The organism is Mesorhizobium sp. WSM4313, from assembly GCF_002294725.1.
GTDB lineage: Bacteria > Pseudomonadota > Alphaproteobacteria > Rhizobiales > Rhizobiaceae > Mesorhizobium.
In genome coordinates this window covers 244,663-268,313 of record NZ_NSFT01000008.1, presented here as the reverse complement: position 1 = coordinate 268,313, position 23,651 = coordinate 244,663, and the positions used below count along the sequence as shown (strand labels likewise).

Annotated in this window: 27 protein-coding genes and 3 pseudogenes; 14 read left to right on the top strand and 16 right to left on the bottom strand. The window is 64.1% G+C overall.

Going from position 1 to position 23,651, the window contains the following annotated elements:
- Positions 1–44: 44 nt before the first annotated feature.
- The 3 genes from CK219_RS20130 to groL all read left to right on the top strand — a co-directional run bounded on the left by CK219_RS20130 (position 45) and on the right by groL (position 3,089).
- Entirely contained in the window at positions 45–845 is an 801-nt protein-coding gene (locus CK219_RS20130) for a class I SAM-dependent methyltransferase (RefSeq protein ID WP_095768454.1), read from the top strand.
- Positions 846–1,073: 228 nt separating this feature from the next.
- Positions 1,074–1,370 (top strand): co-chaperone GroES, encoded by a 297-nt coding sequence (gene groES, locus CK219_RS20125; protein WP_010915433.1) that lies wholly within the window; start codon positions 1,074–1,076, stop codon positions 1,368–1,370.
- A gap of 63 nt (positions 1,371–1,433) precedes the next feature.
- A complete protein-coding gene (groL, locus tag CK219_RS20120) occupies positions 1,434–3,089 on the top strand; it encodes a chaperonin GroEL (protein ID WP_095768453.1) in 1,656 nt (551 codons plus the stop codon).
- A 78-nt stretch (positions 3,090–3,167) separates the two neighbouring features.
- Here groL and CK219_RS20115 read toward each other — a convergent pair whose 3' ends face one another.
- On the bottom strand, positions 3,168–3,776 hold the full coding sequence (locus CK219_RS20115) for a TetR/AcrR family transcriptional regulator (protein ID WP_095768452.1): 609 nt from the start codon (positions 3,774–3,776) through the stop codon (positions 3,168–3,170).
- A 114-nt stretch (positions 3,777–3,890) separates the two neighbouring features.
- Here CK219_RS20115 and CK219_RS20110 point away from each other — a divergent pair, with 114 nt between their 5' ends.
- Genes CK219_RS20110 through CK219_RS20100 form a run of 3 tightly spaced genes read left to right on the top strand, consistent with a single transcriptional unit; the run spans position 3,891 to position 5,779 of the window.
- Positions 3,891–4,901, top strand: a complete 1,011-nt coding sequence (locus CK219_RS20110; RefSeq protein ID WP_095768451.1) for an NAD(P)-dependent alcohol dehydrogenase — start codon at positions 3,891–3,893, stop codon at positions 4,899–4,901.
- Between the two features lie 37 nt (positions 4,902–4,938).
- Entirely contained in the window at positions 4,939–5,373 is a 435-nt protein-coding gene (locus CK219_RS20105; RefSeq protein WP_095768450.1) for an OsmC family protein, read from the top strand.
- Positions 5,374–5,392: 19 nt separating this feature from the next.
- The gene (locus CK219_RS20100; RefSeq protein WP_095768449.1) at positions 5,393–5,779 is read left to right on the top strand and encodes a nuclear transport factor 2 family protein; all 387 of its coding nucleotides are present in this window, start codon (positions 5,393–5,395) and stop codon (positions 5,777–5,779) included.
- Here CK219_RS20100 and CK219_RS20095 read toward each other — a convergent pair.
- Positions 5,776–5,955: a RidA family protein gene (locus CK219_RS20095; RefSeq protein WP_348628342.1), complete on the bottom strand. Its 180-nt coding sequence runs from the start codon at positions 5,953–5,955 to the stop codon at positions 5,776–5,778. The genes CK219_RS20100 and CK219_RS20095 overlap by 4 nt on opposite strands.
- On the opposite strand from CK219_RS20095, the gene CK219_RS32220 reads away from it, so the two are divergent.
- Positions 5,942–6,223 (top strand): hypothetical protein, encoded by a 282-nt coding sequence (locus CK219_RS32220; RefSeq protein WP_245340546.1) that lies wholly within the window; start codon positions 5,942–5,944, stop codon positions 6,221–6,223. The genes CK219_RS20095 and CK219_RS32220 overlap by 14 nt on opposite strands.
- Before the next feature lie 73 nt (positions 6,224–6,296).
- Here CK219_RS32220 and CK219_RS20090 read toward each other — a convergent pair whose 3' ends face one another.
- The 7 genes and pseudogenes from CK219_RS20090 to CK219_RS20065 form a co-directional block, all read right to left on the bottom strand.
- The gene (locus tag CK219_RS20090; RefSeq protein WP_095768448.1) at positions 6,297–6,908 is read right to left on the bottom strand and encodes a LysE family translocator; all 612 of its coding nucleotides are present in this window, start codon (positions 6,906–6,908) and stop codon (positions 6,297–6,299) included.
- Positions 6,909–7,009: 101 nt separating this feature from the next.
- On the bottom strand, positions 7,010–7,330 hold the full coding sequence (locus tag CK219_RS20085; protein WP_140632022.1) for a YkgJ family cysteine cluster protein: 321 nt from the start codon (positions 7,328–7,330) through the stop codon (positions 7,010–7,012).
- Positions 7,331–7,392: 62 nt separating this feature from the next.
- The gene (locus CK219_RS31760) at positions 7,393–7,551 is read right to left on the bottom strand and encodes a hypothetical protein (protein WP_095768447.1); all 159 of its coding nucleotides are present in this window, start codon (positions 7,549–7,551) and stop codon (positions 7,393–7,395) included.
- A 1-nt stretch (position 7,552) separates the two neighbouring features.
- Positions 7,553–7,960: a hypothetical protein gene (locus CK219_RS20075; protein ID WP_095768506.1), complete on the bottom strand. Its 408-nt coding sequence runs from the start codon at positions 7,958–7,960 to the stop codon at positions 7,553–7,555.
- 370 nt (positions 7,961–8,330) lie between these two features.
- Positions 8,331–8,720 (bottom strand): SDR family NAD(P)-dependent oxidoreductase, encoded by a 390-nt coding sequence (locus CK219_RS32615; protein WP_280950911.1) that lies wholly within the window; start codon positions 8,718–8,720, stop codon positions 8,331–8,333.
- Positions 8,721–8,793: 73 nt separating this feature from the next.
- A pseudogene (locus tag CK219_RS32610) lies at positions 8,794–9,087 on the bottom strand (SDR family NAD(P)-dependent oxidoreductase); the annotation flags it as partial.
- 102 nt (positions 9,088–9,189) lie between these two features.
- Positions 9,190–9,777, bottom strand: a pseudogene (locus CK219_RS20065) (glutathione S-transferase); the annotation flags it as partial.
- Positions 9,778–9,846: 69 nt separating this feature from the next.
- On the opposite strand from CK219_RS20065, the pseudogene CK219_RS20060 reads away from it, so the two are divergent.
- Positions 9,847–10,027 (top strand): annotated as a pseudogene (locus CK219_RS20060) (CsbD family protein).
- 53 nt (positions 10,028–10,080) lie between these two features.
- Here CK219_RS20060 and CK219_RS20055 read toward each other — a convergent pair.
- A complete protein-coding gene (locus CK219_RS20055; RefSeq protein WP_095768445.1) occupies positions 10,081–11,205 on the bottom strand; it encodes a metallophosphoesterase in 1,125 nt (374 codons plus the stop codon).
- A 50-nt stretch (positions 11,206–11,255) separates the two neighbouring features.
- On the bottom strand, positions 11,256–11,903 hold the full coding sequence (locus CK219_RS20050) for a TetR/AcrR family transcriptional regulator (protein ID WP_095768444.1): 648 nt from the start codon (positions 11,901–11,903) through the stop codon (positions 11,256–11,258).
- A 225-nt stretch (positions 11,904–12,128) separates the two neighbouring features.
- On the opposite strand from CK219_RS20050, the gene CK219_RS20045 reads away from it, so the two are divergent.
- Positions 12,129–12,887, top strand: coding sequence for an NIPSNAP family protein (locus CK219_RS20045; RefSeq protein WP_095768443.1), 759 nt, complete (start codon positions 12,129–12,131; stop codon positions 12,885–12,887).
- On the opposite strand, the gene CK219_RS20040 is transcribed toward CK219_RS20045, so the two are convergent.
- Both CK219_RS20040 and choX read right to left on the bottom strand, forming a co-directional pair.
- On the bottom strand, positions 12,888–13,709 hold the full coding sequence (locus CK219_RS20040; RefSeq protein ID WP_245340541.1) for an alpha/beta hydrolase: 822 nt from the start codon (positions 13,707–13,709) through the stop codon (positions 12,888–12,890).
- An 11-nt stretch (positions 13,710–13,720) separates the two neighbouring features.
- The gene (gene choX, locus CK219_RS20035; protein ID WP_095768441.1) at positions 13,721–14,659 is read right to left on the bottom strand and encodes a choline ABC transporter substrate-binding protein; all 939 of its coding nucleotides are present in this window, start codon (positions 14,657–14,659) and stop codon (positions 13,721–13,723) included.
- Positions 14,660–14,743: 84 nt separating this feature from the next.
- On the opposite strand from choX, the gene betI reads away from it, so the two are divergent.
- Positions 14,744–15,394 carry a transcriptional regulator BetI gene (gene betI, locus CK219_RS20030; protein WP_095768440.1) on the top strand — a complete coding sequence of 217 codons (651 nt, stop codon included), beginning with the start codon at positions 14,744–14,746 and terminating at the stop codon, positions 15,392–15,394.
- A gap of 72 nt (positions 15,395–15,466) precedes the next feature.
- Here betI and CK219_RS20025 read toward each other — a convergent pair whose 3' ends face one another.
- Complete coding sequence (locus CK219_RS20025; protein ID WP_095768439.1) at positions 15,467–16,438, bottom strand: LysR family transcriptional regulator; 972 nt, start codon at positions 16,436–16,438, stop codon at positions 15,467–15,469.
- 102 nt (positions 16,439–16,540) lie between these two features.
- On the opposite strand from CK219_RS20025, the gene CK219_RS20020 reads away from it, so the two are divergent.
- The 4 genes from CK219_RS20020 (at position 16,541) to CK219_RS20005 (ending at position 19,916) form a co-directional block, all read left to right on the top strand.
- Entirely contained in the window at positions 16,541–17,026 is a 486-nt protein-coding gene (locus tag CK219_RS20020) for a cupin domain-containing protein (protein ID WP_318012085.1), read from the top strand.
- Between the two features lie 179 nt (positions 17,027–17,205).
- A complete protein-coding gene (gene fumC, locus CK219_RS20015) occupies positions 17,206–18,603 on the top strand; it encodes a class II fumarate hydratase (RefSeq protein ID WP_095768438.1) in 1,398 nt (465 codons plus the stop codon).
- A 333-nt stretch (positions 18,604–18,936) separates the two neighbouring features.
- Complete coding sequence (locus CK219_RS20010; RefSeq protein WP_095768437.1) at positions 18,937–19,353, top strand: DoxX family protein; 417 nt, start codon at positions 18,937–18,939, stop codon at positions 19,351–19,353.
- A gap of 140 nt (positions 19,354–19,493) precedes the next feature.
- Positions 19,494–19,916, top strand: a complete 423-nt coding sequence (locus tag CK219_RS20005) for a DoxX family protein (protein ID WP_095768436.1) — start codon at positions 19,494–19,496, stop codon at positions 19,914–19,916.
- A gap of 4 nt (positions 19,917–19,920) precedes the next feature.
- Here CK219_RS20005 and ppx read toward each other — a convergent pair whose 3' ends face one another.
- Complete coding sequence (gene ppx / locus CK219_RS20000; protein ID WP_095768435.1) at positions 19,921–21,456, bottom strand: exopolyphosphatase; 1,536 nt, start codon at positions 21,454–21,456, stop codon at positions 19,921–19,923.
- Entirely contained in the window at positions 21,453–23,648 is a 2,196-nt protein-coding gene (locus CK219_RS19995; protein WP_095768434.1) for an RNA degradosome polyphosphate kinase, read from the bottom strand. The genes ppx and CK219_RS19995 overlap by 4 nt, the downstream gene beginning before the upstream one ends.
- Positions 23,649–23,651 lie beyond the last annotated feature (3 nt).

Genomic DNA, 23,651 nt, shown 5'->3' with positions numbered 1-23,651 from the left:
CGATTATGCGACGAACACAATGCCCTAACCGATACAGGGTTTGCATGACCGAGCACTGGAATGCAATTCGCAAGCACTGGCAGTTGCTCGGCTCGCCGCTGCGGCCGCCGGCTCAGGTGGTCGAGGCCTACGAACGTGAGCTCGAGCTTTCGCAATCGCACGTCGTCATGCTCGGCGTGACGCCCGAGCTCGCCGGGCTCGGCGCCACGATGACGGCGGTCGACGAGTCTCCCGACATGATTGCCGGCATCTGGCCGGGCGACACCGATATGCGCAAGGCGGTGCAGGGCGACTGGTTCGACTTGCCGTTTCCCGGCGCGAGCATCGAAGCGCTGATCGGCGATGGATGTCTCTCCGTCATCGGCGCCGCTGACCTCAGACGCACGCTGTTCGCGTCGATTGCGCGTTCACTCAAATCCGTCGGCCGTGCCGCCATCAGGCTTTATGCTTTCCCCGGAACTCCAGACGACCCGAAGGATGTCCGCGCCCTGGCGCTGAGCGGCGGCGTCTCGACCTTCCATGAACTCAAATGGCGCGTGGCAATGACCGCCATCGGCGGAGCGCCTGATTACACGATACCGGTGAGGGGCATCCTCGAACAATTCGACAGGATGTTTCCCGACCGCGAGGAGCTGTCGGCTCGAACCGGGTGGGAGCTGCCGACCATCGGGACCATCGACGTCTACCGGAACTCGTCCGTCGTCTACAGCTTCGCCCCGGCGGCAGCGCTGATCAAGGAAGCCCAGACCTTCTTCGATGACGTCCGGCTGGCCTCGACCGGCACATACGGGCTCGCAGAACGCTGCCCGTTGCTGGTGCTGCGTTCGCCGAGGCGCCTGGACTAACGGGCGGGTTGCTCGTCGGCGCCTCGCGATGGCCGGTGCATTTCGGCCTTGCGTCTCGCACGAGAAAAATTTCGCGCCGCTGCCCCGTTGCGCGCGCCTTGACTCCGGCAACCCAGCGGCCTATCTCAGCGCCACGTTAGCACTCGCCTTTGGTGAGTGCTAACTTATATCCGGCGGCCTCGCCGGATGGAGGAACAGTTCTCACCGTTCTCATTCGAGGAAGAAAACATGGCAAAGTCCAAGTTCCGCCCGCTTCATGACCGCGTGGTCGTTCGCCGGGTCGAATCCGAATCCAAGACCGCCGGCGGGATCATCATCCCGGATACGGCGAAGGAGAAGCCGCAGGAAGGCGAGATCATCGCCGTCGGCTCCGGTGCCCGCGACGAAAGCGGCAAGCTCGTGCCGCTGGACGTCAAGGCCGGCGACCGCATCCTATTCGGCAAGTGGTCGGGCACTGAAGTCAAGCTCAATGGCGAAGACCTTCTGATCATGAAGGAATCCGACATCATGGGCATCATCGGCTGATCATCGGCCTCACCTGAATCTTCATCTTCGGGCTCTTCCCGAGCCCCTGCCAGGAGCTAAAACATGGCTGCCAAAGACGTAAAATTCTCCCGCGATGCCCGTGAGCGCATGCTGCGCGGTGTCAACATCCTCGCCGACGCGGTGAAGGTCACCCTCGGTCCCAAGGGCCGCAACGTCGTCATCGATAAGTCGTTCGGCGCCCCGCGCATCACCAAGGACGGCGTCACCGTCGCCAAGGAAATCGAGCTTGAGGACAAGTTCGAGAACATGGGCGCCCAGATGGTCCGCGAAGTCGCTTCGAAGACCAACGACATCGCTGGCGACGGCACCACGACCGCAACGGTCCTGGCGCAGTCGATCGTCCAGGAAGGCCACAAGGCGGTTGCCGCCGGCATGAACCCGATGGACCTGAAGCGCGGCATCGACCTCGCCGTCACCGAAGTCGTCACGGCGCTCGGCAAGGCCGCCAAGAAGATCAAGACTTCCGAGGAAGTCGCCCAGGTCGGCACGATCTCGGCCAATGGCGACGAGTCGGTTGGCAAGATGATCGCGGAAGCGATGCAGAAGGTCGGCAACGAAGGCGTCATCACCGTCGAGGAAGCCAAGACCGCCGAGACCGAGTTGGAAGTCGTGGAAGGCATGCAGTTCGACCGCGGCTACCTGTCGCCCTACTTCGTCACCAACGCCGACAAGATGGTCGCCGATCTCGAGGACGCCTACATCCTGCTGCACGAGAAGAAGCTCTCCAACCTGCAGGCCATGCTGCCGGTCCTGGAAGCCGTCGTCCAGACCTCGAAGCCGCTGCTCATCATCTCGGAAGACGTCGAAGGCGAGGCCCTGGCCACGCTGGTCGTCAACAAGCTGCGCGGCGGCCTGAAGATCGCCGCCGTCAAGGCGCCGGGCTTCGGCGACCGCCGCAAGGCCATGCTGGAAGACATCGCCATCCTCACCGGTGGCCAGGTCATCTCGGAAGACCTCGGCATCAAGCTCGAGAATGTCGGCCTCAACATGCTCGGCCGCGCCAAGAAGGTGTCGATCTCCAAGGAGAACACCACCATCGTCGATGGCGCCGGCAAGAAGGCCGAGATCCAGGGCCGCGTCGCCCAGATCAAGCAGCAGATCGAGGAGACCACCTCAGACTACGACAAGGAGAAGCTGCAGGAACGTCTGGCGAAGCTCGCCGGCGGCGTTGCCGTGATCCGCGTCGGCGGTGCGACCGAAGTGGAAGTCAAGGAAAAGAAGGACCGCGTCGATGACGCCCTGAACGCGACCCGCGCGGCCGTGGAAGAAGGCATCGTCGCCGGCGGTGGCGTCGCGCTCCTGCGCGCTTCGGGCAACCTCAAGGCCACCGGCGCCAACTCCGACCAGGCCGCCGGCATCAACATCGTGCGTCGCGCGCTGCAGGCTCCGGCCCGCCAGATCGCGGCCAACGCCGGTGCGGAAGCCTCGATCGTCGCTGGCAAGATCCTCGACAACAAGGGCGCGACCTTCGGCTACAATGCCCAGACCGGCGAGTATGGCGACATGATCGCCATGGGCATCGTCGACCCGGTCAAGGTCGTGCGCACGGCTCTCCAGGACGCGGCCTCGGTCGCCGGCCTGCTTGTCACCACCGAAGCCATGATCGCCGAAGCTCCCAAGAAGGAGTCGGCTGGCGGCGGCATGCCTGGCGGCATGGGCGGCGGCGGCATGGGCGGCATGGGCGGCATGGACTTCTAAATCCAGGCTACCAAGCCAATGCATACGAAAGGGCGCCGAAAGGCGCCCTTTTTGTTTTGCATTTGGAGATCCGAGTCCTCAGGCGGCACTCTCCGCTTGCCGTGCCGCCTTGCCAGCCAGCACCGCCTGCTCGACCAGCGCCGCAACCTCGTCGGCCACGGCGGCGAGCGGCGTGCGGTCGCGGGTGGCGCGGGCGATCACCATCAGGCCTTCCAGCGAGGATTCGACCAGCAGGGCCAGCGCCTGCGCGCGCCGCTCGGGCACCCCTGCCCTGACGAATGCCTGGCGCAGCAGTCCGATCCACTGCTCGAAGGCCGAGCGGCAGATTTCAACCAGGTCCGGCACATTGTTCGGCGCGTCGAGCACCACCGGCGCGACCGGACAGCCGAGCGAGAATTCGTTCTCCTCCAGCATGCGTCCGACCGACTGGTAGATGTGGTGGACGGCAACGGCGGGATCGCTTTCCTCCAACAGCGCGGCGCCCAGCCGCTCCGTCACGTCGGCGACACTGGCGCGCGTCACCTCGATGACCAGTTGGTCCTTGCCGCCCGGGAAATGGAAATAGAGCGACCCGCGCGGTGCTGCGCTGGCGCTTAGAATGTCGTTCAGCGACGTGCCGTGATAGCCGCGCTTGCGGATGAGCAGCGCCGTCGCCTCGATCATGCGGGTGCGTGTGTTCGTCGCCACGTCGACCTCTCAAAATGTCAACCTCTGTCAGGAGCACGCATTATAGGGCTTGCCTCGAATATGACAATCGGTCTACATAATATATAAATCGGTCTACATATATCAGAGGCAAAAATGCGGACTTACCGGCTCGAGGAGTTCGGCGACATCGAGGGGCTGGTCATGCGCAAGGAAGCGCTGCCCAAGCCGGGTGCAAACCAGATCCTGGTACGAGTGCGCGCCGCCTCGCTCAACCGCCGCGACACGATGATCCTCAACGGCACTTATCCTCTGGCACCCCGCGCGGGCATCGTGCCGCTGAGCGACGGTGCCGGCGAAGTCGCGGCCGCCGGCGACGGCGTGACCCGCTTTGCCATTGGCGACCGCGTGACCGGCAGCTACTTCGCGCGCTGGATCGACGGCCGCATGCACCCGTGCGTCGTCGATCAGCTCGGCTGCACGCTGGACGGCATGCTCTCAGAATATGCGCTGCTCGACGAACAATGGGCGGTGCGGCTGCCCGACCATCTCTCGTGGCAGGAAGCAGCGACCTTCACCTGCGCCGGGCTGACCGCCTGGAGCGCGCTGACGGGCGCCGAGATTCCGAAGCCCGGACAATGGGTTCTGGTGATCGGCTCAGGCGGTGTTGCGCTCTTTGCCTTGCAGTTCGCCAAGCTCATGGGCTGCCGCGTGGCCGCCGTCACCTCGCGCGCCGAGAAGGCCGACAGGCTGCGGGCACTCGGCGCTGACCTCGTCATCGCGGCGGCCGAAACACCGGAATGGGGCATGAAGCTGCGCGAGGTGACCGGCGGCATCGATCTGGTCGTCGAGACCGGTGGCCCTGCCACCTTCGCGCAGTCGCTGATCGCCAGTTCGCTCTACGGCCGCATCGTGCTGCTGACCGTTCAGGACCAGAAGGGCAAGCCGGTCGAGATCCCGGGCGCGGTCTATCAGCGCAGCCTCGTCACCATCAGCCGACTGTTCGTCGGCAGCCGCAACGGGCTGGAGGCAATGCTTGCCGCTGTCGCCACGCACCGGCTGAAGCCGATCATCGACAAGGTCTTCCCCTTCGCCGAGGCGCGCGAGGCCTACCGCCATTTCCAGCTGGGCGACGTCTTCGGCAAGGTCGTCATCGACGGCGCGTGACCATCATGCTTTCCCGCAAACAGAAAGGAGATCAGCCATGACAATCCGCGAAGCCTCGGCCCAATGGCAAGGAACACTCAAGGAAGGATCCGGCCGGCTGCGGCTGGGCAGCGGAGTGTTCGAAAGCGCCTATTCCTTCCCGTCGCGCTTCGAGAGCGGCCCGGGCACCAATCCGGAAGAGCTGATTGCGGCCGCCCATGCCGGCTGCTTTTCGATGGCGCTTACCGCCATTCTCGGCGCCGAAGGCCATACGGCCGAGAGCATCCACACCATCGCCAAGGTGCATCTCGGCGCGACCACGGCCGGGCCGACGATCACCCGCATCGAGCTCGAAACTCAGGCGCGCATCGCCGGCATATCGGCCGAGGATTTCGAGCGGCTGGCGCAAAAGGCCAAGGCGGCCTGTCTCGTCTCGCGGGCGCTGGCGGGCGTCGCCACCATCACGCTCAAGGCGAGCCTCGCAGCTCAATGAAACGACAGGAGAAGATCAAATGACCCATGAACACATCATCGACATCGCCGCGGCCAAGCGCTCCGCCGAGACGGCGGAAATCATGCGGCGCTACAACGACGTCTTCCAGCGCCACGACCCTTCGGCACTGGACGAACTTGTGGCGCAGGACTGCGTGATCGAGAACACCACGCCGGCGCCCGACGGCGCCCGCCGCACCGGCAAGGCGGCTTGCGTCGAATTGTGGTTGGCGATCGCCACCGGACCCGGTACCCGCTTCGACATCGAAGAGACGTTCGTCGCCGGCGACCGCGCCACGATCCGCTGGCGCTTCTGGATGGCCGACGGCAGGTCGCTGCGCGGCGTCAACCTGATGCGTGTCGCCGATGGGCAAATCGTCGAGGCGATGGGCTATGTGAAAGGCTAGGCGTCGACCACCGCAACCGCATCGACCTCGATCAGATATCCAGGCGACAGGCTGGCCACTCCCAACACGACGTTGGCCGGCTTGTGGTCCCCGAACAGAGCCACGCGGGCGGCATCGATGATCGGGTAATGGTCATCGAGCCGGTAGCCGACGACGTAGATCATGATCTTCGCCACGTCGTTGGGACGGGCGCCTGCGGCGGCAATAGCCCGACCGAGATTGGCGAATACCCTGGCGCGTTTGAGCCGTGAAATCGCCCTCGCCGACAAGCTTGCCGTTCAGGTCTTCAGGTTCCTGGCCGGCGATAAATATCAGCCTGGTGCCCTTCGCCACGACGACTTGGCTGTATGTGTCAGGCTTGGGCAGATCGTGGGGATTGATGCATTCAAGCGTCATTGCGACCGCCTTTCTTACTCGGATTTCCGGCCTTATCCGGATTTCTGAATCTCTCGAGCCCCATCAGCCCAAAGCTCCCCCGAGGCGACCATGGGCTATGTAGAGGGCTGGCGCTGAAGGGCTACCGATCGGCCAGCGCCAGCTTGGCGCCGAGCATGACGAAGGCGGCGGCAAAGCTGCGGCGCATCCATGTCAACACCTTCGGCCGCGACACGATGTGGCTGCGCACCGATGCCGCGAAGACGCCGTAGATGGCGAAGACGATGAACGTCATCAGCATGAAGACGCCGGAGAGCTCCAGCATCTTGGACAGCGCGTGCGGCTCGGTGGTGCTGACGAATTGCGGCAGGAAGGCAAAGAAGAAGATCGACAGTTTCGGGTTCAGGATGTTGATCAGGATGCCCGAGGTGATCGTTCTGGCGGTCGAGCGCGGCGCGGCGTCCTCGTCGATGCTGAGGCCGCCTTTTTCCTTCAATGTGTTCCAGGCCATGTAGAGCAGATAGGCGACACCGAGATATTTCAGCGTCTCGAAGGCGACGGCGCTTGTGTGCAGCACTGCGGCCAGGCCGGTGATGGCGGCCGCCATATGCGGGATGATGCCAAGCGTGCAGGCGAAGGCCGCGATAATTGAGGCGCGCGCGCCGCGCGAGAGGCCGGCGCCAAGCGTGTAAATGACGCCGGTGCCGGGCGAAGCCACGATGATCAACGACGTCAACAGAAATTCAATGCTCATGGATTTCCTCCGCTGCCCTGCCCGGCGAGAAGGTACCGGGAGGCGCGCAACAGGGCAAGCGGGGCGCTTTTCCTCGCCCCCGCGATGCGGGGGTAAGGAAACTAGCTCACCGCCAGCCCGTGCGCCGCCCTCGCCATCAGGCAGTCGCCGCCGCCGGGCATGCAGGCGCGGCAGACGTCGGGGCGCAGCTCGTAAATGCCGCAGGCCGTGTGCTTGCCCACCTCGCCGGTGAGCGCCGAGCATCGGCCGCCCTCGCAACGCATGCCGGACTGGTCGGCCGCTACCAACTCGGCCGGGATGCGGTCGAGCTGCTCATCCTCCTCGGTCGAAAAACGCGGCCAGTCCGCCGAGTAGGAGCAGCAGGCGCCGCAGCTCTGACAGTCGAAGACGGCGACCGCACCGCCATCCTCGTCAACAGACACAGAGGACTGACCTAGCAGGCCGAGCGGCCCGGCTGTGCGACCGCCGTCCTGCGGCAAGGGCGCTACTTCTTCCTGGTCTTGCGCGCCGGCGCTTCGGCCGGCGACTTGAACAGATCAGTCGCAACCTCTGCGGGCGCATCCGGCTTTGCCGCCGGCTTGGCTGGCTTGGCCGCGGCGGGCGGAGCTGCCGGCTGGTCCTTGGCGGAGAATTTTATGGCCATGTCAGTCCTCGTCAGAAAAGCGCGATGATGGCGCATTCGGATTGCGCAAGCGGCCGATCAGCGCCGAGACCGCCGTGATGTTCATTTCCTCGGGCGACCAGTTCCTGGCGTCCTCAATGTGGTGCGGCGCCAGCTCACGATGCGTGCTGCCGCTGTAGGCGGCATCCTGATAGCTGGTGCGTTGACGGGTCTTGGCGTCTTCCCGCACATACTCAATCAGATAGTTCGGGGCTTCGGCGCGGCCGCGCACGCCAACGCGCACCTGGGCATCGCCATGCGCGCGCTTGCAGCGTTCGAGCCTTTCCAGCACTCGGCGAACATATTCGATCGGCTTGTCGAGGGTGTCGACCATATCGGCGATGGTCGCATCGGCGGCGATCGGCGTAGATGGCACGCGTTTGGCGGCCATCAGCGTGTGCCTACCGGTTTCGGCAAAGCCTGCCCACATGATTCATTCGAGCTAGCGGTCAAAATCTTCTCCTGCCCGCAGGTTGATGCCGAAATGGCAGAGCGTCTTTCGGCCATGACCATGCACAAAGCAACATGGCGTCGGATTAAAATTGCGGACGCCCGCATCCCTGGCCTTGCAGCATTCTTATCACATCGCGGCGGACGTTGGGGCTATCCGCAAATAAGGACAAAAAATTCGTCGGCTGCGGAACCAATCTCATGGCGGGCCGTTTTCACTCAAGCCGTCGGCAATTCACGAGCAATCGAGAACGGTTGACGGCAAAAGCGCCTCCCGCGCCATAACAAGCGCGAGAGGCGTTTTCTGTTGTTCACCGCTCCTGATCGGTCGGACGGATAAGTATCTCGTTGACATTGACCCTCGGCGGCTGGCTGACGGCATAGAAAATCGCGTTCGCAATGTCTTCCGCGGTCAGCGCTTCCATCGTGGCGAGACGGTGTTCGAGTACGGCCTTGGATTGCACGTTGGTGATATGATCGCCGAGTTCGGTACGCACAAGGCCCGGCTCGACGACGGTGACGCGCACCTTATCGGCATAGACCTCGCGGCGCAGCGATTCCGAAAAAGCCACCACCCCGAACTTTGTCGCCGCATAGCCGCTGGCGCCGGGATTTGCGACCCGGCCGGCGACCGAGGAGACGTTGACGATATGACCCTTTGAAGCCTTCAGGTGCGGCAGCGCCGCCTTGGTGGTCGCCATCAGGGCCGATAAGGTTGAGCTCGATCATCTGGCGCCAGTCGTCTAGATCGGCTTCGGCCGCAGGAGCAAGCAGCATGACGCCGGCATTGTTGACGAGGATGTCGAGCCGTCCCCATTCGGATACGACCTTGTCGACCATCGCGGTGATGTCGCCGGGCTTGGCGATGTCGGCTTCAATGGCGAGCGCGACGCCATCGCCGCGTTCGATGCGCGCAACCAATGCTTCGAGGCGATCGGCACGACGGGCGGCGACCGCGACTTTCGCGCCGACCGCGGCAAGGACCGCGGCGGTGGCCTCGCCGATGCCGGACGAAGCGCCGGTGACGAGCGCGACTTTGCCCGTGAGTGGTGAATTTGCGGTTATCATGAGAAATCTCCAGGAGCCCGGCTCGCCCTTCACATAGGCCGCGCCGCCGGGGCTTGAAGACCCCATCAGAGCAGTCGAAGCAATTGCCGAGCCGACCCGGGCTCAATCCTGTTCGTGCGGCCCGGGCTCCGGCCAAGGCTCCCTGGCGGCTTCCGCATACCAGTGCCGCATCGCGGGCGTCGCCAAGACCGCGTCGACATAGGCGCGGGTGACGGGCGCCAGTTCGCCGCCATAGGTGTCGAAGCGCGTCACCACCGGCGCATACATGGCATCGGCCGCGGTGAAATGGCCGAACAGGAACGGCCCGCCCTCGCCATATTGCTCGCGGCACTGGCGCCAGATCGCTTCGATCCTCGCCCGCTGCGCCTCGCCCTCGGCATCGAGCGGCTTATGGGATTTCGGCCGGCGCAGGTTCATCGGCCAGCCGTAGCGGACCTCGCGGAAGCCCGAATGCATTTCCGTCGCCACCGAGCGCGCCAGTTGACGGGCGCCGAGATCGGTGGGCCAGAGCCTTTTTTCCGGATAGAGATCGGCCAGATATTCAAGGATGGCAAGCGTTTCCCAGACAATCCTTCCATTGTGATTCAAGACCGGCACGAGGCCGGTCGGCGACACCTTGGCGAGGTTTGCCGCCGTCTCGGGCGTGCGCAGCCGCACGAAGCCTTCCTCAAAAGGGATATCCAGGTGCTTCCGGCACGTTGTCAGACCCGGATGCGGTTCTCGTGTCCAGTTTCCCTTCCAGACCCAGGAGATGCGCGCATGGTGAACAGGGATCAGGTCGCCCGGTATCGCCAAGCAGATGAAGGGCTCAGTCAAGCAAACGGCCGGCAAGGCCACCGGCAACAGGCGGATCCAGGCTGAGGGCGCCGCCGACAAGATTGCCGGCAAGATGCAGAAGGCTTATGGCGACGTGAAGGAGAAGGTTCGCAAAGCGTTCTGAGGCCGTCTTGTCTTGATGGCAGATAGGCAAGAGGCCGCCGCGAGGTGGCCTTTTCATGTCTGGAATTGTTTGGCGAAAGCGTTGGTGAAGACGATCTCGCCATGGTCACCGGCCGCCTCGCCCAACACCACATCCATGTTGCCGGCAGTGACCCTGGCCAGCGCGAAGCCGCCCATATAGGCCGCCTTCGGCTTGATGATGTCGAGCCCGTCACGCTGGTAGATCATCGGCACTTCGTGCTGATGGCCGTGGAAGACGGCAATTACATTGTAGCCCTTGATCGCGGTCACCAGGGCCTGGCGGTCGGCCTCGCCCCACCAATGCGGGCGCCCGGAGCCATCGTCATCATAGGTGCGTTTCACCGGATCCCAGCGCTCCGTAGAGAAAGTGTCCCAGCCATAATGCTGGAACAGGACGACCGGCCGGCCGTCGCCGGCATAAGTGGCGAGGTCCTGCTTCAGCCAAGGCAGGCTGCTTGGCGCGCCATGGCCGGTATCGCCGGCGAAGCGGTGCATCTGGACGAGATGCAGGCCGCCCCAGTCCCAGGAATAGCAGTCGGTATCGACGTCGTATTCGGTAGCGGGGACCGGCGGCTTGAAGAACACGCCGGGCCGATGGTTGACCTCGACATAATCGCGCAATTCGCGGCGATACCAATCGACGTGCGGCGGCGAGCCGTTCTGGTCGAGATCATGATTGCCGAGCCCGACATAGACCGGGATGTGGATCCGGTCCGGCCCGACACCTTCCTGATAGCGCTTGGAGAACTGCAGAAGCTGCGTGCCTTCGCTGGGCTCCGTGACCTGGCCGCCGCCATCGTCGGTGATGTCGCCGCCGGTGACGAGGCCGAGCGGCGTGCCGATACGGGTGCCGGCCGAATGCAGGCCAGTGGCAACGCCGTCGATCTCGGCCGGCCACTTCTTGTCGGCAATCGCGTTCAAGGCCGCGACGTTGCGCAGAAGTGCTGCATCGGTCTTGCCTTCCTGCAGGCAGTTGGGACTGAGCCCGTTCGCCATGCGGCAGGCATGAATATCGGCGATGAAGAGGAAAGTGGCGTCGATCGGCTGGATGCGCCTGCCGGTCTGGCCGAAGGCGACGCGAGGCAGCGCGCCGGCAGCAGCGAGACCTCCGGCGATGAAGACGCGGCGCGAAACAGTTGCTGGCGAAGAGCGATTCATCGTCACCCGATTAAACACCCTCGGACCGCCTCCCTCTGTCCTGACAGCGTTTATCGCAACAGCACCCTGCGGCGTCGTCTCATTGCCAATCCGCCCGAAGACGGATGCACGCTTTCCAGCCCCCTCAAACACTCGCGCAACACCCCCGCATCCTGCGATGTCTTGGCCATCGACATGGCGCCGGAATAAGCAGCCACCGCAAGCGCGGCGAAGCGGTCGGGATCGGTCCCACCCTCCCCGCCGTCCTGCTGGTCGGCTCGGATCTTGTCGGCGATCGCCCTCCGCCAGCCGGCGAAAATCTTGGCAAGCGCCAGGCGAAACTCGTCGTCGGCCAGCGACAGTTCATGCGCCAGATTGTTGAGCGGGCAGCCGCGGACATAGCCCTGTCGCTCTAGCTCCGCAGCCACCGCCTCGAACACGGCCCGCACGCCTTCGCGGGCCGATGACGCCGCCAGCATCGGGTCGATCCAGGTCTTCTGGACCGCCGCCGCCACTCGTTCCTCGATCACTGCGAGCGCCAGCGCCTTCTTGGTCGGGAAATGGTGGTGCAGCGCGCCGCCGGTGACGCCGGCCGCCGCCATCAGATCGCCGAGGCTCGATGCGTGATAGCCGCGCGCCTGGAAGGCGCCTTCCGCCACGTCGAGGACGCGCCGGCGCATGCCTTCCGGATCGTTGGTGCGCTTTTTGCGCGGGGCCATATCGATCTCCCCGTTCTCCTTGTTGGAGAAGGTACCTGAGCGAAGCGAAGGCGGATAAAGGAAGCCAGCGTCTCACTCCGCTGGAGCACCCCTCATCCGTCTCGGCGCTACGCGCCGATCCACCTTCTCCCACAGGGGGAGAAGGGAGGAAGATAGCAGATTGACAAAACAGGACAACCGGTCTGTTTATAAACAGGACGATCGCCCTGTTTTGAGATTCTGGCCATGAACCGACCTTCCCGCCTTGCCTCGCCCGTCGTCGAGCTTCGGCAATACACGCTGAAGGCCGGACAGCGCGAAACGCTGATCGCGCTGTTCGACCGGGAGTTCGTCGAAACGCAGGAAGCCGCCGGCATGACCGTCATCGGCCAGTTCCGCGATCTCGATCGCCCCGACATGTTCGTCTGGCTGCGCGGTTTTGAGGACATGGAAACGAGAAAGGACGCGCTGAGCGCCTTCTATGGCGGCCCGGTCTGGGCAGCGCATCGCGATGCCGCCAATGCGACGATGATCGATTCCGACGACGTGTTGCTGCTCAAACCGGCTTGGCGGGGCGCGGGGTTCGACCTGTCAGGGTTGCAGCGGCCGACAGCCACCGAGGCCGAAACCATGAGCAATGGGAGCCGGTTGCTCGGCTTTGTTGAGATTTCGATTCACCATTTGCGGCCAGGTGCCGTGGTCGGCTTTGCCGAACGCTTCCAGGCTGAGGCGGTTCCGCTGCTTGCGGCAAACGGCGCCCGGCTTCTCGGCGCCTTCGTCAGCGAGCATTCCGAAAACACATTTCCTCGGCTGCCCGTGCGAGCCGGCGAAAATGTCTTCATCGCCATTACCGGTTTCGACGATGGCGATGTCCACGCGGACCATCAGGCCGCTCTCGCCGCTTCGCCGGAATGGCAGGTGGTTCGCGAAACCCTGCAAGCTGTTTCGACGAAGCCGACCGAGACGTTGCGCCTGACGCCCACGGCCCGGTCGCTGTTGCGATAGTCACGCTGCCGACAACATGCCGGCTATTGCCTCGGCGACAAAGCCCGGATCTTCCCAATGCGGGTTGTGGCCGCAATCCTGTGCCCACACCAGGCGCGATCCGGCCAGCGCTCCTGCCATCGCCCGCTGATGCGCTTCGCCAAAAAGCGGATCGCGCCCGCCTGCGATGATCAGCGTCGGGGCCTGCACGGCGCGCGCCGCGGCGGTCAGATCGGTGCCACGGACTTCTTCGAGAACGGCGCGCCAGCGCGCCGCGGGAATCGCGGACGCATCTTGCGCGAGACCGGCGAGAAAAGCCCGCGGCACGCCCGGCCGGCAGGCATGCCACCAATCATAGAAGGGATCGACCGGCGAGATCGGATCGCGCAACGCGGCGACTTCATCGATCAGTTGGTGATCCTGTTCGAAACCGGGCATCAGCGCGCTTGCCAGGATCACCAGCCCGCCGACCAGTTCCGGATGCCGTGTGGCCAGCGCGATCGACACCATGCCGCCCAGCGAATGGCCGACGACGACCGGCCGGTCGAGCCGCAGGCGCCGGATCAGCCCCGCGATGTCGTCGGCGAAATCGGCGACGCCGCAGCCCTCGCCCGCCTGCGAGCCGCCGTGGCCACGCAGGTCCGGCATGATCAGCCGGCGGCCGGGAAGATGCGGCGCCAGCAGAGAAAAACTGCGGCTGGTGTCGGTGAAGCCGTGAATCAGCAGCAGCGGCGGCTCCGAACCGGCGATCTCGACATAGGCAAGGTCGAGACCGCCGATATCGACGATCCGCTTGCGCCCGGCCCAAGACGCCTGCTCGACCTCCTGATCCGTCAGTTCCAAGGCTGCCGGCCTCACAGTCCGAGCTTTTCCTTGACCGCGGCAAGGCCGGGCTTGCCGTCAAAGGTGGTGACGCCGGCGAGCCACGCATCGAGCCGATCCTTGTGCAGGGTGATCGACTTCAGCGCCCCATCCTCCGGCTTCATGCCGTCATTGATGAGATAGCCCATACCGACATTTTCCATGTCGATGTCGAAGGCAAGGTTCTTCAGGAACTGCGCGACGTTGGGGCATTCCTGCAGGAAACCCTTGCGCACCTGGGTGGTCACGGTGGCGGCGCCGAAATTCGGGCCGAAGAACTTGTCGCCGCCGGTCAGGTACTTGAAGTCGTACATCGTGTTCATCGGGTGCGGCGCCCAACCTTGGAAGACGATGAACTGCTTCTCCTTGATCTCGTAGCTGACCTCCGAGAGCATGCCGGCTTCGCTCGACTCCACCACTTGCCAGCCATCCAGACCATATTGCGGATCGGCAATGGCATCCATCATGAGCTGATTGGATCCGGGCTCGATGCCGTACATCTTCTTGCCGAACTTGTCGGCGAATTTGTGCAGGTCCGACAGGTCCTTGACGCCGGCGTCCCAGACATAAGTCGGCACGGCGAAGGTGTATTTGGCGCCGACCAGGTTGACGCGCACATTCTCGATCGAACCGTCCTTCTTGTAGGGCTCGTAGTAGGTGACCATCGCAGGATCCCAGTAGCCGAGGAACAGGTCGAGGTCTTTGTTCTTCATCCCTTCATAGATGACGTTGATGCCAAGCACCTCGCGTTGCGGCTCGTAGCCGAGCGCCTGGAGCAGCACCTTGGCCACTCCCGTGGTGAAGGCGAGATCGTTCCAGCCGGGTTCGGCCATGCGAACCGCTTTGCAGCCTTCGGCTTCGGCGGCGCCGGCCGCCTGGGAAGCCGCCATTAGCGCCGCGACACAGACGCCTCTCGCAAGCATGCGCAACATTCCGGTTCTCCTCTTTCAATCCTTTTTTGACCTTGTGGTCATTTTATTGTCCCATTGGTCAATCATTGATCTGAGCGGACGAAAATGTCAACGTGGATTCGTTATGCATGGATCGGTCCGGTGAAACTCACGCGTCTCAGCGACATTCGCCGCAAGGAACTGCGGCAGGCGGCCTTCGCGGTGCTGGAGCGCGAAGGCATCGCCGGCGCGACGCTGGAAAAGGTCGCGGCCCAGGCCGGCGCTTCGAAGGGCATCGTGCTGCATTATTTCCGCAACAAGCAGGAGCTTTTCGAGCACGCCATGCGCGAGGCGAACGCCGTGCTCTGTCACGCCGTCGTCGCCCGGCTTCAGCGGGCGCGAACGCCGATGGAACGGCTGGACGCCGTGATCGAGGGCAATTTCGAGGAGCATTTCTTCCTGCCGCCGCTTTGCCACGCATGGCTGTCGCTCTGCGCCGAGGTGCCGCGCGACGAGAAGCTGGCGCGCATCCAGAAAGTCATCCACGCGCGCATGCGCTCGAACCTTTTGTCCGGCCTGCGTGGCCTCGCTGCGCCCGAACTGGCCGAAGAAATCGTGCTCGGCGTCACCGCTTTGATCGACGGACTGTGGCTCAGGCTTGGCCTGCAGCCGGGCAGCGTCACGCGCGAACAGGCCGTGCGCCAGGTCAAGGATTTCGTCGCGGGCCGGCTGGGCCTGCGCCAGCCCGCGCCGGTCGAGCTAGCCTCAGCCGGATAAGTTCATACCGGCGATCGCTCCTGCGCTTGACCGTCCGCGTTGCTCAGCGCTGCACTCCCGCTCCAACGGCAGCTATACCCCCGGGAGAGCACTTGCGGTGCCGTCCCAGTCCTTGAAGCCGAGCGTTCCCACCTCATCGAGTATCTGTTCGCGGATCCAGCGATGCGGTGGCTCATCATCGCGGCGGGCGTGCCAGTACATTCTGACCGCCGGCGATGGTATCGGGATCGGCGCCCGATAGATGCCGATCGGCAGGGATTTTGCCGCCGCCACAGCGAACTGCGTTGGAACCGCAGCCAGATAAGGCCCGTTCGCCACGGCCAGCGCGACGGCCTGGAAGTGCGGCAAAGCAAGCATGACGCGACGCGCCCGGCCCATCCTGCCCAGCGCATCGTCGGTGAAGCCCGACATTGATCCATCGATGGAGCGCAGCGCATGCGGCAGCGCGCAGAACAGGTCGAGTCGCACCTCTTCGCCCTCGGCGATGCCGGCCTGGCCGAGCGCCGCATTGTCCTTCGCCGCGACAATGGCGAAGGGCGAGCCGAACAGCGCCACGCTTGAGACCCACTCCGCGACCTCCAGCGGGCGCTCCAGCGCAAGGTCGATCCGATCGTCCTGCAACAGCTTCGAGACGTCGCCGATGGCGCTGTCGAGGAAACGGAACGATACGCCGGGCGCCACCGCCGCAATGCGCGCGGCGAAGGGCGGCATAAGAAGCATGGAGAAGAAATCCGCGCCCATGAAGGTGAAGGTCCGTTCCAGCCTTGCCGGATCGAAATCGGTCGCCGGCTGAAAGGCGCGCTCGATCTCGCGCAGCGCTGCACGCACCGGCTCCGCGAGGCTTTCGGCGCGAGGCGTCGGCACCATGTCGTTGCCGCGGCGCACGAAGAGTTGGTCGTTGAGCGCATGGCGCAGGCGGTTGAGCGCGGCGCTAACAGCCGGCTGGCTGAGGCCGATCTGCTCGCCGGCGCGCGTCACGCTCTTCTCGCGCAGCAGCGCGTCGAGCACCCTCACCAGATTGAGGTCGAGCGCGTTCAAATTCATCGCATCAATCCGCCCCATACGATCATTCGATTTCCATCACCGGCTCGTCCTTGCTTAGGTCGCCGTCGAAGCCGCTTTGTCGGCACTCAATAAGGGAGAGCAATGATCACAATGATCAACACGACGATCGCAGGCAAGGAACTCCTCTGGTTCAACAACACGCTCGTTACCATCCAGGTTTCGTCGGCCGACGGCGAGGACGGCATCTGCATTATCGAGCACCGCCAGCCCTACGGCGATTCCGCGCCGCTGCACGTGCACCGCAATGAGGACGAGGTGTTTCATATCCTCGAAGGCCGGATACGTTTTGTCGTCGACGGCCGCGAGCGGCTTGCCGGCGCCGGCGAAACGGTGCTCGCTCCGAAAGGCCTGCCGCACACTTACAAGGTCGAGTCTCTCGAAGGCGCCCATACGCTCACCGTCACGCGCGGTTCGGATTTCGAGACGATGGTGCGCAAGGCTAGTCGCCCTGCGGAGCGAGCCGAACTGCCGCCGGCGGCAGCGCCGACGCCGGAGATGATTGAGGTGTTGACGAGCCTGTGCGCCGAGAACGGCATCGATATTGTCGGGCCGCCGCTGAAGCGCTGATCTCCGCCGGGCATCTCCCCCGTAAGGGGGACGATTGGCCGTCACCGCCGTCTCGCCCAGAGCGAGAGGAAGAGGCCCTCTCTTCAACCGATTTGCATCTTCCCCGACCGCAATCTCCGCTTGAAGCGGTTTGTGCAACGCGATACGCCCTTGCCCAAATCGACAGACGGAGACTTGCCGTGAGCGCTGAAAAGACCAGAACCGAAACCGATACGTTCGGCCCCATAGAGGTCGCGGCCGACCGCTATTGGGGCGCGCAGGCGCAGCGTTCTCTGGGCAATTTCAAGATCGGCTGGGAGAAGCAACCGGCTTCGATCGTGCGTGCGCTCGGCATCGTCAAGCGCGCCGCCGCCGAAGTGAACATGGAGATGAAGCGGCTCGACCCGGCCATCGGCAAGGCGATCGTGGAAGCAGCTCAGGAAGTGATCGACGGCAAGCTCGACGAGCACTTTCCGCTGGTGGTCTGGCAGACGGGCTCGGGCACGCAGTCCAACATGAATGCCAATGAGGTGATCTCCAACCGGGCGATCGAGATGCTCGGCGGCGTCATGGGCTCGAAGAAGCCGGTGCATCCGAACGACCACGTCAATATGAGCCAGTCGTCCAATGACACCTATCCGACGGCCATGCACATCGCCTGCGCCGAGCGGGTCGCGCACCACTTGATCCCAGCACTGCACCATTTGCACAAGGCGCTCGGCGCCAAGGCCCGCGCCTTCAACCATATCATCAAGATCGGCCGCACCCATACCCAGGACGCCACGCCGCTGACGCTCGGCCAGGAATTTTCCGGCTATGCTGCACAGGTCGCCTCGTCGATCAAGCGCATCGAGCTGACGCTGCCCGGCCTGCAGGAGCTGGCCCAAGGCGGCACCGCCGTCGGCACGGGCCTCAACGCGCCGGTCGGCTTCGCGGAAAAGGTGGCGGACCGCATCGCCGCCATCACCGGCATCGCCTTCGTCACCGCGCCGAACAAGTTCGAGGCGCTCGCGGCACATGATTCCATGGTGTTCTCGCATGGTGCGATCAACGCTGCGGCCGCGGCGCTGTTCAAGATCGCCAACGACATCCGCCTGCTCGGCTCCGGCCCGCGCTCGGGCCTCGGCGAGCTCTCGCTGCCGGAAAACGAGCCGGGCTCCTCGATTATGCCCGGCAAGGTCAACCCGACCCAGTGCGAGGCGCTGACGCAGGTCTGCGTGCAGGTGTTCGGCAACAATGCAGCACTTGCCTTCGCCGGCAGCCAGGGCCATTTCGAGCTCAATGTCTACAACCCGCTGATGGCGTATAATTTCCTGCAGTCGGTGCAGCTGCTTGCCGATGCTTCCGTTTCCTTCACAGACAATTGCGTGGTCGGCATCGAGGCGCGCGAGGACAACATCAAGGCCGCGCTCGAGCGCTCGCTGATGCTGGTGACGGCGCTGGCGCCGACCATCGGCTACGACAACGCCGCCAAGATCGCCAAGACCGCGCACAAGAATGGCACGACCTTGCGCGAGGAGGCCTTGGCCACCGGGCTGGTCAGCGAAGCCGATTACGATCGGCTGGTGCGGCCGGAGGACATGACGCATCCGGGGTAGTTTTCGCCATCGGGAAAAGCCCACGTCGTCATCCAGGGTCTCTGCAACGGAGCTTCGCTCATGCTACGCCCGAAAATGACGAAGCATTTGACGTGTCGGCGAATCTCCGAAAGCCCGCGACTGCCGCTACCCAAACCGCCGACTCGGTAGCAGAGCCATTTGGTGGCAGAACAATTTACTCCCCCGGCGCAACCTGCCGACAGATTTTTCGCGCGCTGCTTGCCGATATCGGAATATATATTCTGTGAACAATGTGTCGTCATATAGGCGGCTTTGGTGAACAGTTACTGTCGTCTACCTGACGGACTATTCAACCCCGTTCGGAGAACCGCCATGTCCATCAACTCTTCCGTCGCCGGCACCGCGCCCAACAGCTCCACCACGATCCTCCTGGGTCGCATTCTGCTCGCCGTCATCTTCCTGTTTTCCGGCTTCGGCAAGCTCACCGCGATTTCCGGTACTGCCGGCTATTTCGGCGCTCTCGGCCTGCCGATGCCAACCGTAACCGCCGTCCTGGTCGGCCTGATCGAGTTGCTCGGCGGCCTTGCCATTCTCGTCGGCTTCCAGACCCGGATCGCCGCCTGGGTGCTCGCCATCTTCACGATCGCCACCGGGCTGGTCGCGCACACCGGCTGGGCCGACCAGATGCAAATGATCCAGTTCCTCAAGAACCTCGCCATCACCGGCGGCTTCATCCTGCTCGCCTCTTCCGGGGCCGGCGCCTATTCGATTGACGCCAAGCGCGGCTGATCTTTTTCCTCCCATACTGAAGCAATCCTCCCAAACTGAAACGAAAGCGGTGCGGAATTTTCCGCATCGCTTTTTCGTTTTCCGGTTGTAGGCGTAGACTGCGCCGGCAGCCGGCCTGATGCCGGCAAGGGAGATGACCAATGCCCCGCAACGCATTGCTTCTCGTCTCGCGGCTCCTGCTCGCCGCGCTGTTCGTACCGTCGGGCTTCCAGGCGCTCACCAATATCGCCGGCACGACCAGTTACTTCGCCGGCCTCGGCCTGCCGCTGCCGACCTTGGCGGCATGGGGCACAGGCCTGTTCGAGTTGATCGCCGGGTTGTTGGTCCTCGTCGGTTTCCAGACGCGGATCGTGGCGCTGCTGCTTGCCACCTTCAGCGTAGTCGCCGGTTTCATCGGCCATTACGGCCAGGGCGCGGACGACGCCACGCTGTCCTTCATGCACCAGCAGATGCTGATGAAGGACATCGCCATTGCCGGCGGCTTTCTGGCGCTGGCCATGGCCGGCGCCGGCGCATGGTCGGCGGACGGGCGTGGCTTCGGAATCGGCGCCGACGTCAGCTGATCCGTTACTTCACCGAGACGCTCGGCCCGCCCTCGACCGCGAGCACTAGGCGGCGATTGGTGATACGCGCCAGTTGCGCCAGCCGGCCGGCCGGGCGCTCACCATAGAGGTCGGAAAGCGAGGCCGGCAGCACCAGCGCGAGCGCTCCGTTGCCGCGGTTCTCCCATTTCAGCCTCGGCATCACGCCCGGCATAGCCGCCGTCAGCAGATAGACGACGCGCATCATGGCCGCCAGCGTGCGGGCGCGTTCCAGAAGGCGCGGCGGCGCCAGCGCCTTGATCTCGGGTGCGATGCCGTCGTTGAAGACGCCGTCATGGCGATAGGCGTTGGCCAGAGCCAGATAGGCGCGGCCGGGATGATCGACGCCGGTGAAGGAGGCATGCGCGATAATGTTGAGCGACTGCCGGCCGCGATATTCCGGATGCGCGCGCCAGCCGATATCGGCAAGCAGGCAGGCGGCATGGCGGTAGCGTGCCTCGTCTTCCGTCTCATCAATGCCGAAGGCCTTGAACGCCTTGCCGGTCCATTCGACCAGGTCGTGCGCGTGATGCACCGAGCGCGAGCGCAATAGCGCCAGTTCCTCGGCGGCCGAGATCAGCGGGTCGGCCTTCTGCTCGGCGGCGTCGAGCAGCGAGTAGAGGAAACCCTCGCGCACGCCCTGCGCCGAGACGACGATCTTCGACGGCTGCATGGCCGACATGATCTCCTGCAGCACGACGGCACCGTAGGGCAAGAGCGAGCGGCGGTTCTTGGAAACGCCCTCGATGCCCCTCACCTTCTCGACCTCGCTGCGGGCGACCTGCTTGAGGAAAGTCTGCGCGCTGTCGGCCGATATCTCGTAGTGATGCATGACGCCGAGCGGGTAGTTGTTCATCTCCATATGCAGCCGGGCAAGATTTCGCCAGGTGCCGCCGACTGCGTAGAAAACCCTGCCCTGCCCGCCCTTCAGAAGCTTCGCCCGCGCCAGTTCCTGGCGCGCGATCTTCTGGGCCTGCACGAGCGAGTTCCTGGCCATGTCCTGCAGGCGCAGGCCGCCGAGCGGCAACGTGATGCCGTCGCCTATCGCTTCGCCATTGATGTCGATCAGCTCGAGGCTGCCGCCGCCAAGGTCGCCGGCGACGCCATTGGCCGGATGGAAACCGGAAATGACGCCGAGCGCCGAATAATAGGCCTCCTGACGGCCGGTGAGCACGCGGATCTCGGTCTTCAGCACCTCCTCGGCACGGTGGATGAAATCGGGGCCGTTGCCCGCCTCGCGCGCGGCGGCTGTCGCCAGCACATAGATGTGCTCGGCACCCGCCTGGTCCGAGAGCGCGCGGAACCGGCGGAATTCCTCCATCGAGCGCGTCACCGCCTCGGGATCGAGCTTGCCCGTCGAAACGATGCCGCGGCCGAGGCCGGCCAGCATCTTCTCGTTGAACAGAAGCGTGGGCGAGCGCGCCAGCCCCTCATAGACGACAAGGCGAATCGAGTTCGATCCGATGTCGATGATCGACAGCGGCCGCCGGTCCTGAAGCCGGCCCTGGGAAACTGCAGTCACGCGGCGCTGTTCTTCTTGCGGCGCTTGAACTGGGCAATGCGCTTGGGCGCATGCGATTTCAGCGCGTCGCCCCGCCCGGAGAGGCTCGGATTGGTCATGAAATATTCCTGCGCGTTGAACGGCTCCTCGCCCTCCTCCAGCACAGCGCGCCGGGAGGTGCCGTCAGCCAATACGTCGAAACTTTGCTGGTTGTCCATGATGTTGCCCAGCATGATCTGGCCAAGCACCTGTTCATGCACAGTTGGATTGGTGATCGGCACCAGAGTCTCGACGCGACGGTCGAGATTGCGCGGCATCATGTCGGCCGACGAAATGTAGACGACCGCCTCGTCGGACGGCAGGCCGTGGCCGTTGCCGAAGCAGAAGATGCGGCTGTGCTCGAGAAAGCGGCCGACGATCGATTTCACCCTGATGTTCTCGGAAAGACCCGGCACCTGCGGCCGCAGACAACAGATGCCGCGCACGACGAGGTCGACCTCGACGCCGGCGCGGCTGGCGTCGTAAAGCGCGTCGATGACGGTCGGATCGACCAGCGCGTTCATCTTCATCCAGATGCGCGCCGGTCGGCCGTCGCGGGCATGAACGATCTCGTCCAAGATGTGTTTCAGGATGCGCTTGCGCAGCGTGAAGGGCGATACGGCAAGGCGCATCTCCTCGGCGGGCTCGGCATAGCCGGTGATGAAATTGAAGAGTTGCGCGACATCGCGCGCGATCGTCGGGTCGGTGGTGAAGAAGGACAGGTCGGTGTAGATACGGGCGGTAACCGGGTGGTAGTTGCCGGTGCCGAGATGCACGTAGTTGCGCAGCCGGCCATCCTCGCGGCGCACGATCAAAGACATCTTGGCGTGGGTCTTCAGCTCCAGGAAGCCGAACACGACCTGGACGCCGGCGCGCTCGAGGTCGCGCGCCCAGCGGATGTTGGCTTCCTCGTCGAAGCGCGCCTTGAGCTCGACAAGTGCCGTGACCGACTTGCCGGCTTCGGCGGCGTCGATCAGCGCGCGCACGATCGGGCTGTCGTTAGAGGTACGGTAGAGCGTCTGCTTGATCGCCACCACTTCCGGGTCGGCGGCGGCCTGGCGCAGGAACTGCACCACCACGTCGAAGGACTCATAGGGGTGATGGACGACGATGTCCTTCTCGCGGATGGCGGCGAAGCAGTCGCCGCCATGCTCGCGGATGCGCTCGGGAAAGCGCGGATTGTAGGGTGTAAATTTGAGGTCGTCGCGCGGGATGGCGACAATCTCGGATATCTGGTTGAGCGCCAGCGGACCGGTGAGCACGCTGATGCGGCTCGACGACACGCCGAGCTCGCCGGCGACGAAGTCCCGCAACGCGGCCGGCATCAGCGTGTCGAATTCGATGCGGATCACCGAGCCGCGGCGGCGCCGCTTCAGCGCCGTTTCGAACAGGCGCACCAGGTCCTCCGATTCTTCCTCGACCTCGATGTCGCTGTCGCGGATGATGCGGAACGTGCCGGAGCCCTTGACCTCGTAGCCGGGGAAAAGCTTGCCGATATAGATGCCGACCACTTCCTCCAGCGGAATGAAGCGGACATGGTTCTTGCGGTCGGGCAGGCGGATGAAACGCCTGAGCGCCACCGGCAGGCGCAGCAGCGCGCTCATCTCCTCGCCATTCTTGCGATGGCGCAATTGCAGGGCGATGGAAAAGCCGAGATTGGGGATGAACGGAAACGGATGCGCCGGGTCGATCGACAGCGGCGTCAGCACCGGGAAAACCTGTTCCTGGAAATGTTCCTCCAGCCAGGCCTTCTCATCCTTGGTCAGCGCGTCGCGGGTGATGCTCTCGATGCCTTCCTTGTTAAGCAGCGTCATCAGCGCCGAGAGGCTCTTCTGCTGGTCTTCCTGAAGGCGCTCGACCTCCCGCAGCAATTGTTCCAGCTGCTGTTCGGGCGTGCGGCCGTCCGGGCTCTTCAGCGCGATGCCCTCGCGGACCTGGCCGGCAAGGCCGGCGACGCGGACCATGAAGAACTCGTCGAGATTGGCGGCAGAAATCGACAGGAAGCGGACGCGTTCAAGCAGCGGATGATGCTCGTTCAGCGATTCCTCCAGCACGCGGCGGTTGAATTGCAGCCAGGAGAATTCGCGGTTGACGAAACGATCGGGATTGCCGCCGTCGGGGCTTGCGGCCTCGACGGTGATGAACTCGCTCTGCACAGGCTTCAGTTCGTTCATGGT

Bases quoted from the DNA above. Each gene is read 5' to 3' on its own strand.
- CK219_RS19995 (WP_095768434.1), bottom strand. From the start codon at position 23,648: ATGAACGAACTGAAGCCTGTGCAGAGCGAGTTCATCACCGTCGAGGCC.
- CK219_RS20100 (WP_095768449.1), top strand. From the start codon at position 5,393: ATGACCCATGAACACATCATCGACATCGCCGCGGCCAAGCGCTCCGCC.
- CK219_RS20110 (WP_095768451.1), top strand. From the start codon at position 3,891: ATGCGGACTTACCGGCTCGAGGAGTTCGGCGACATCGAGGGGCTGGTC.
- CK219_RS20025 (WP_095768439.1), bottom strand. From the start codon at position 16,438: ATGAATTTGAACGCGCTCGACCTCAATCTGGTGAGGGTGCTCGACGCG.
- CK219_RS31760 (WP_095768447.1), bottom strand. From the start codon at position 7,551: ATGGCCATAAAATTCTCCGCCAAGGACCAGCCGGCAGCTCCGCCCGCC.
- CK219_RS20050 (WP_095768444.1), bottom strand. From the start codon at position 11,903: ATGGCCCCGCGCAAAAAGCGCACCAACGATCCGGAAGGCATGCGCCGG.
- CK219_RS20045 (WP_095768443.1), top strand. From the start codon at position 12,129: ATGAACCGACCTTCCCGCCTTGCCTCGCCCGTCGTCGAGCTTCGGCAA.
- choX (WP_095768441.1), bottom strand. From the start codon at position 14,659: ATGTTGCGCATGCTTGCGAGAGGCGTCTGTGTCGCGGCGCTAATGGCG.
- CK219_RS32615 (WP_280950911.1), bottom strand. From the start codon at position 8,720: ATGGCGACCACCAAGGCGGCGCTGCCGCACCTGAAGGCTTCAAAGGGT.
- groES (WP_010915433.1), top strand. From the start codon at position 1,074: ATGGCAAAGTCCAAGTTCCGCCCGCTTCATGACCGCGTGGTCGTTCGC.
- CK219_RS32220 (WP_245340546.1), top strand. From the start codon at position 5,942: ATGATCTTCGCCACGTCGTTGGGACGGGCGCCTGCGGCGGCAATAGCC.
- CK219_RS20055 (WP_095768445.1), bottom strand. From the start codon at position 11,205: ATGAATCGCTCTTCGCCAGCAACTGTTTCGCGCCGCGTCTTCATCGCC.
- CK219_RS20005 (WP_095768436.1), top strand. From the start codon at position 19,494: ATGCCCCGCAACGCATTGCTTCTCGTCTCGCGGCTCCTGCTCGCCGCG.
- CK219_RS20130 (WP_095768454.1), top strand. From the start codon at position 45: ATGACCGAGCACTGGAATGCAATTCGCAAGCACTGGCAGTTGCTCGGC.
- CK219_RS20020 (WP_318012085.1), top strand. From the start codon at position 16,541: ATGATCACAATGATCAACACGACGATCGCAGGCAAGGAACTCCTCTGG.
- CK219_RS20090 (WP_095768448.1), bottom strand. From the start codon at position 6,908: ATGAGCATTGAATTTCTGTTGACGTCGTTGATCATCGTGGCTTCGCCC.
- CK219_RS20075 (WP_095768506.1), bottom strand. From the start codon at position 7,960: ATGGCCGCCAAACGCGTGCCATCTACGCCGATCGCCGCCGATGCGACC.
- CK219_RS20105 (WP_095768450.1), top strand. From the start codon at position 4,939: ATGACAATCCGCGAAGCCTCGGCCCAATGGCAAGGAACACTCAAGGAA.
- betI (WP_095768440.1), top strand. From the start codon at position 14,744: ATGTCAACGTGGATTCGTTATGCATGGATCGGTCCGGTGAAACTCACG.
- CK219_RS20010 (WP_095768437.1), top strand. From the start codon at position 18,937: ATGTCCATCAACTCTTCCGTCGCCGGCACCGCGCCCAACAGCTCCACC.
- groL (WP_095768453.1), top strand. From the start codon at position 1,434: ATGGCTGCCAAAGACGTAAAATTCTCCCGCGATGCCCGTGAGCGCATG.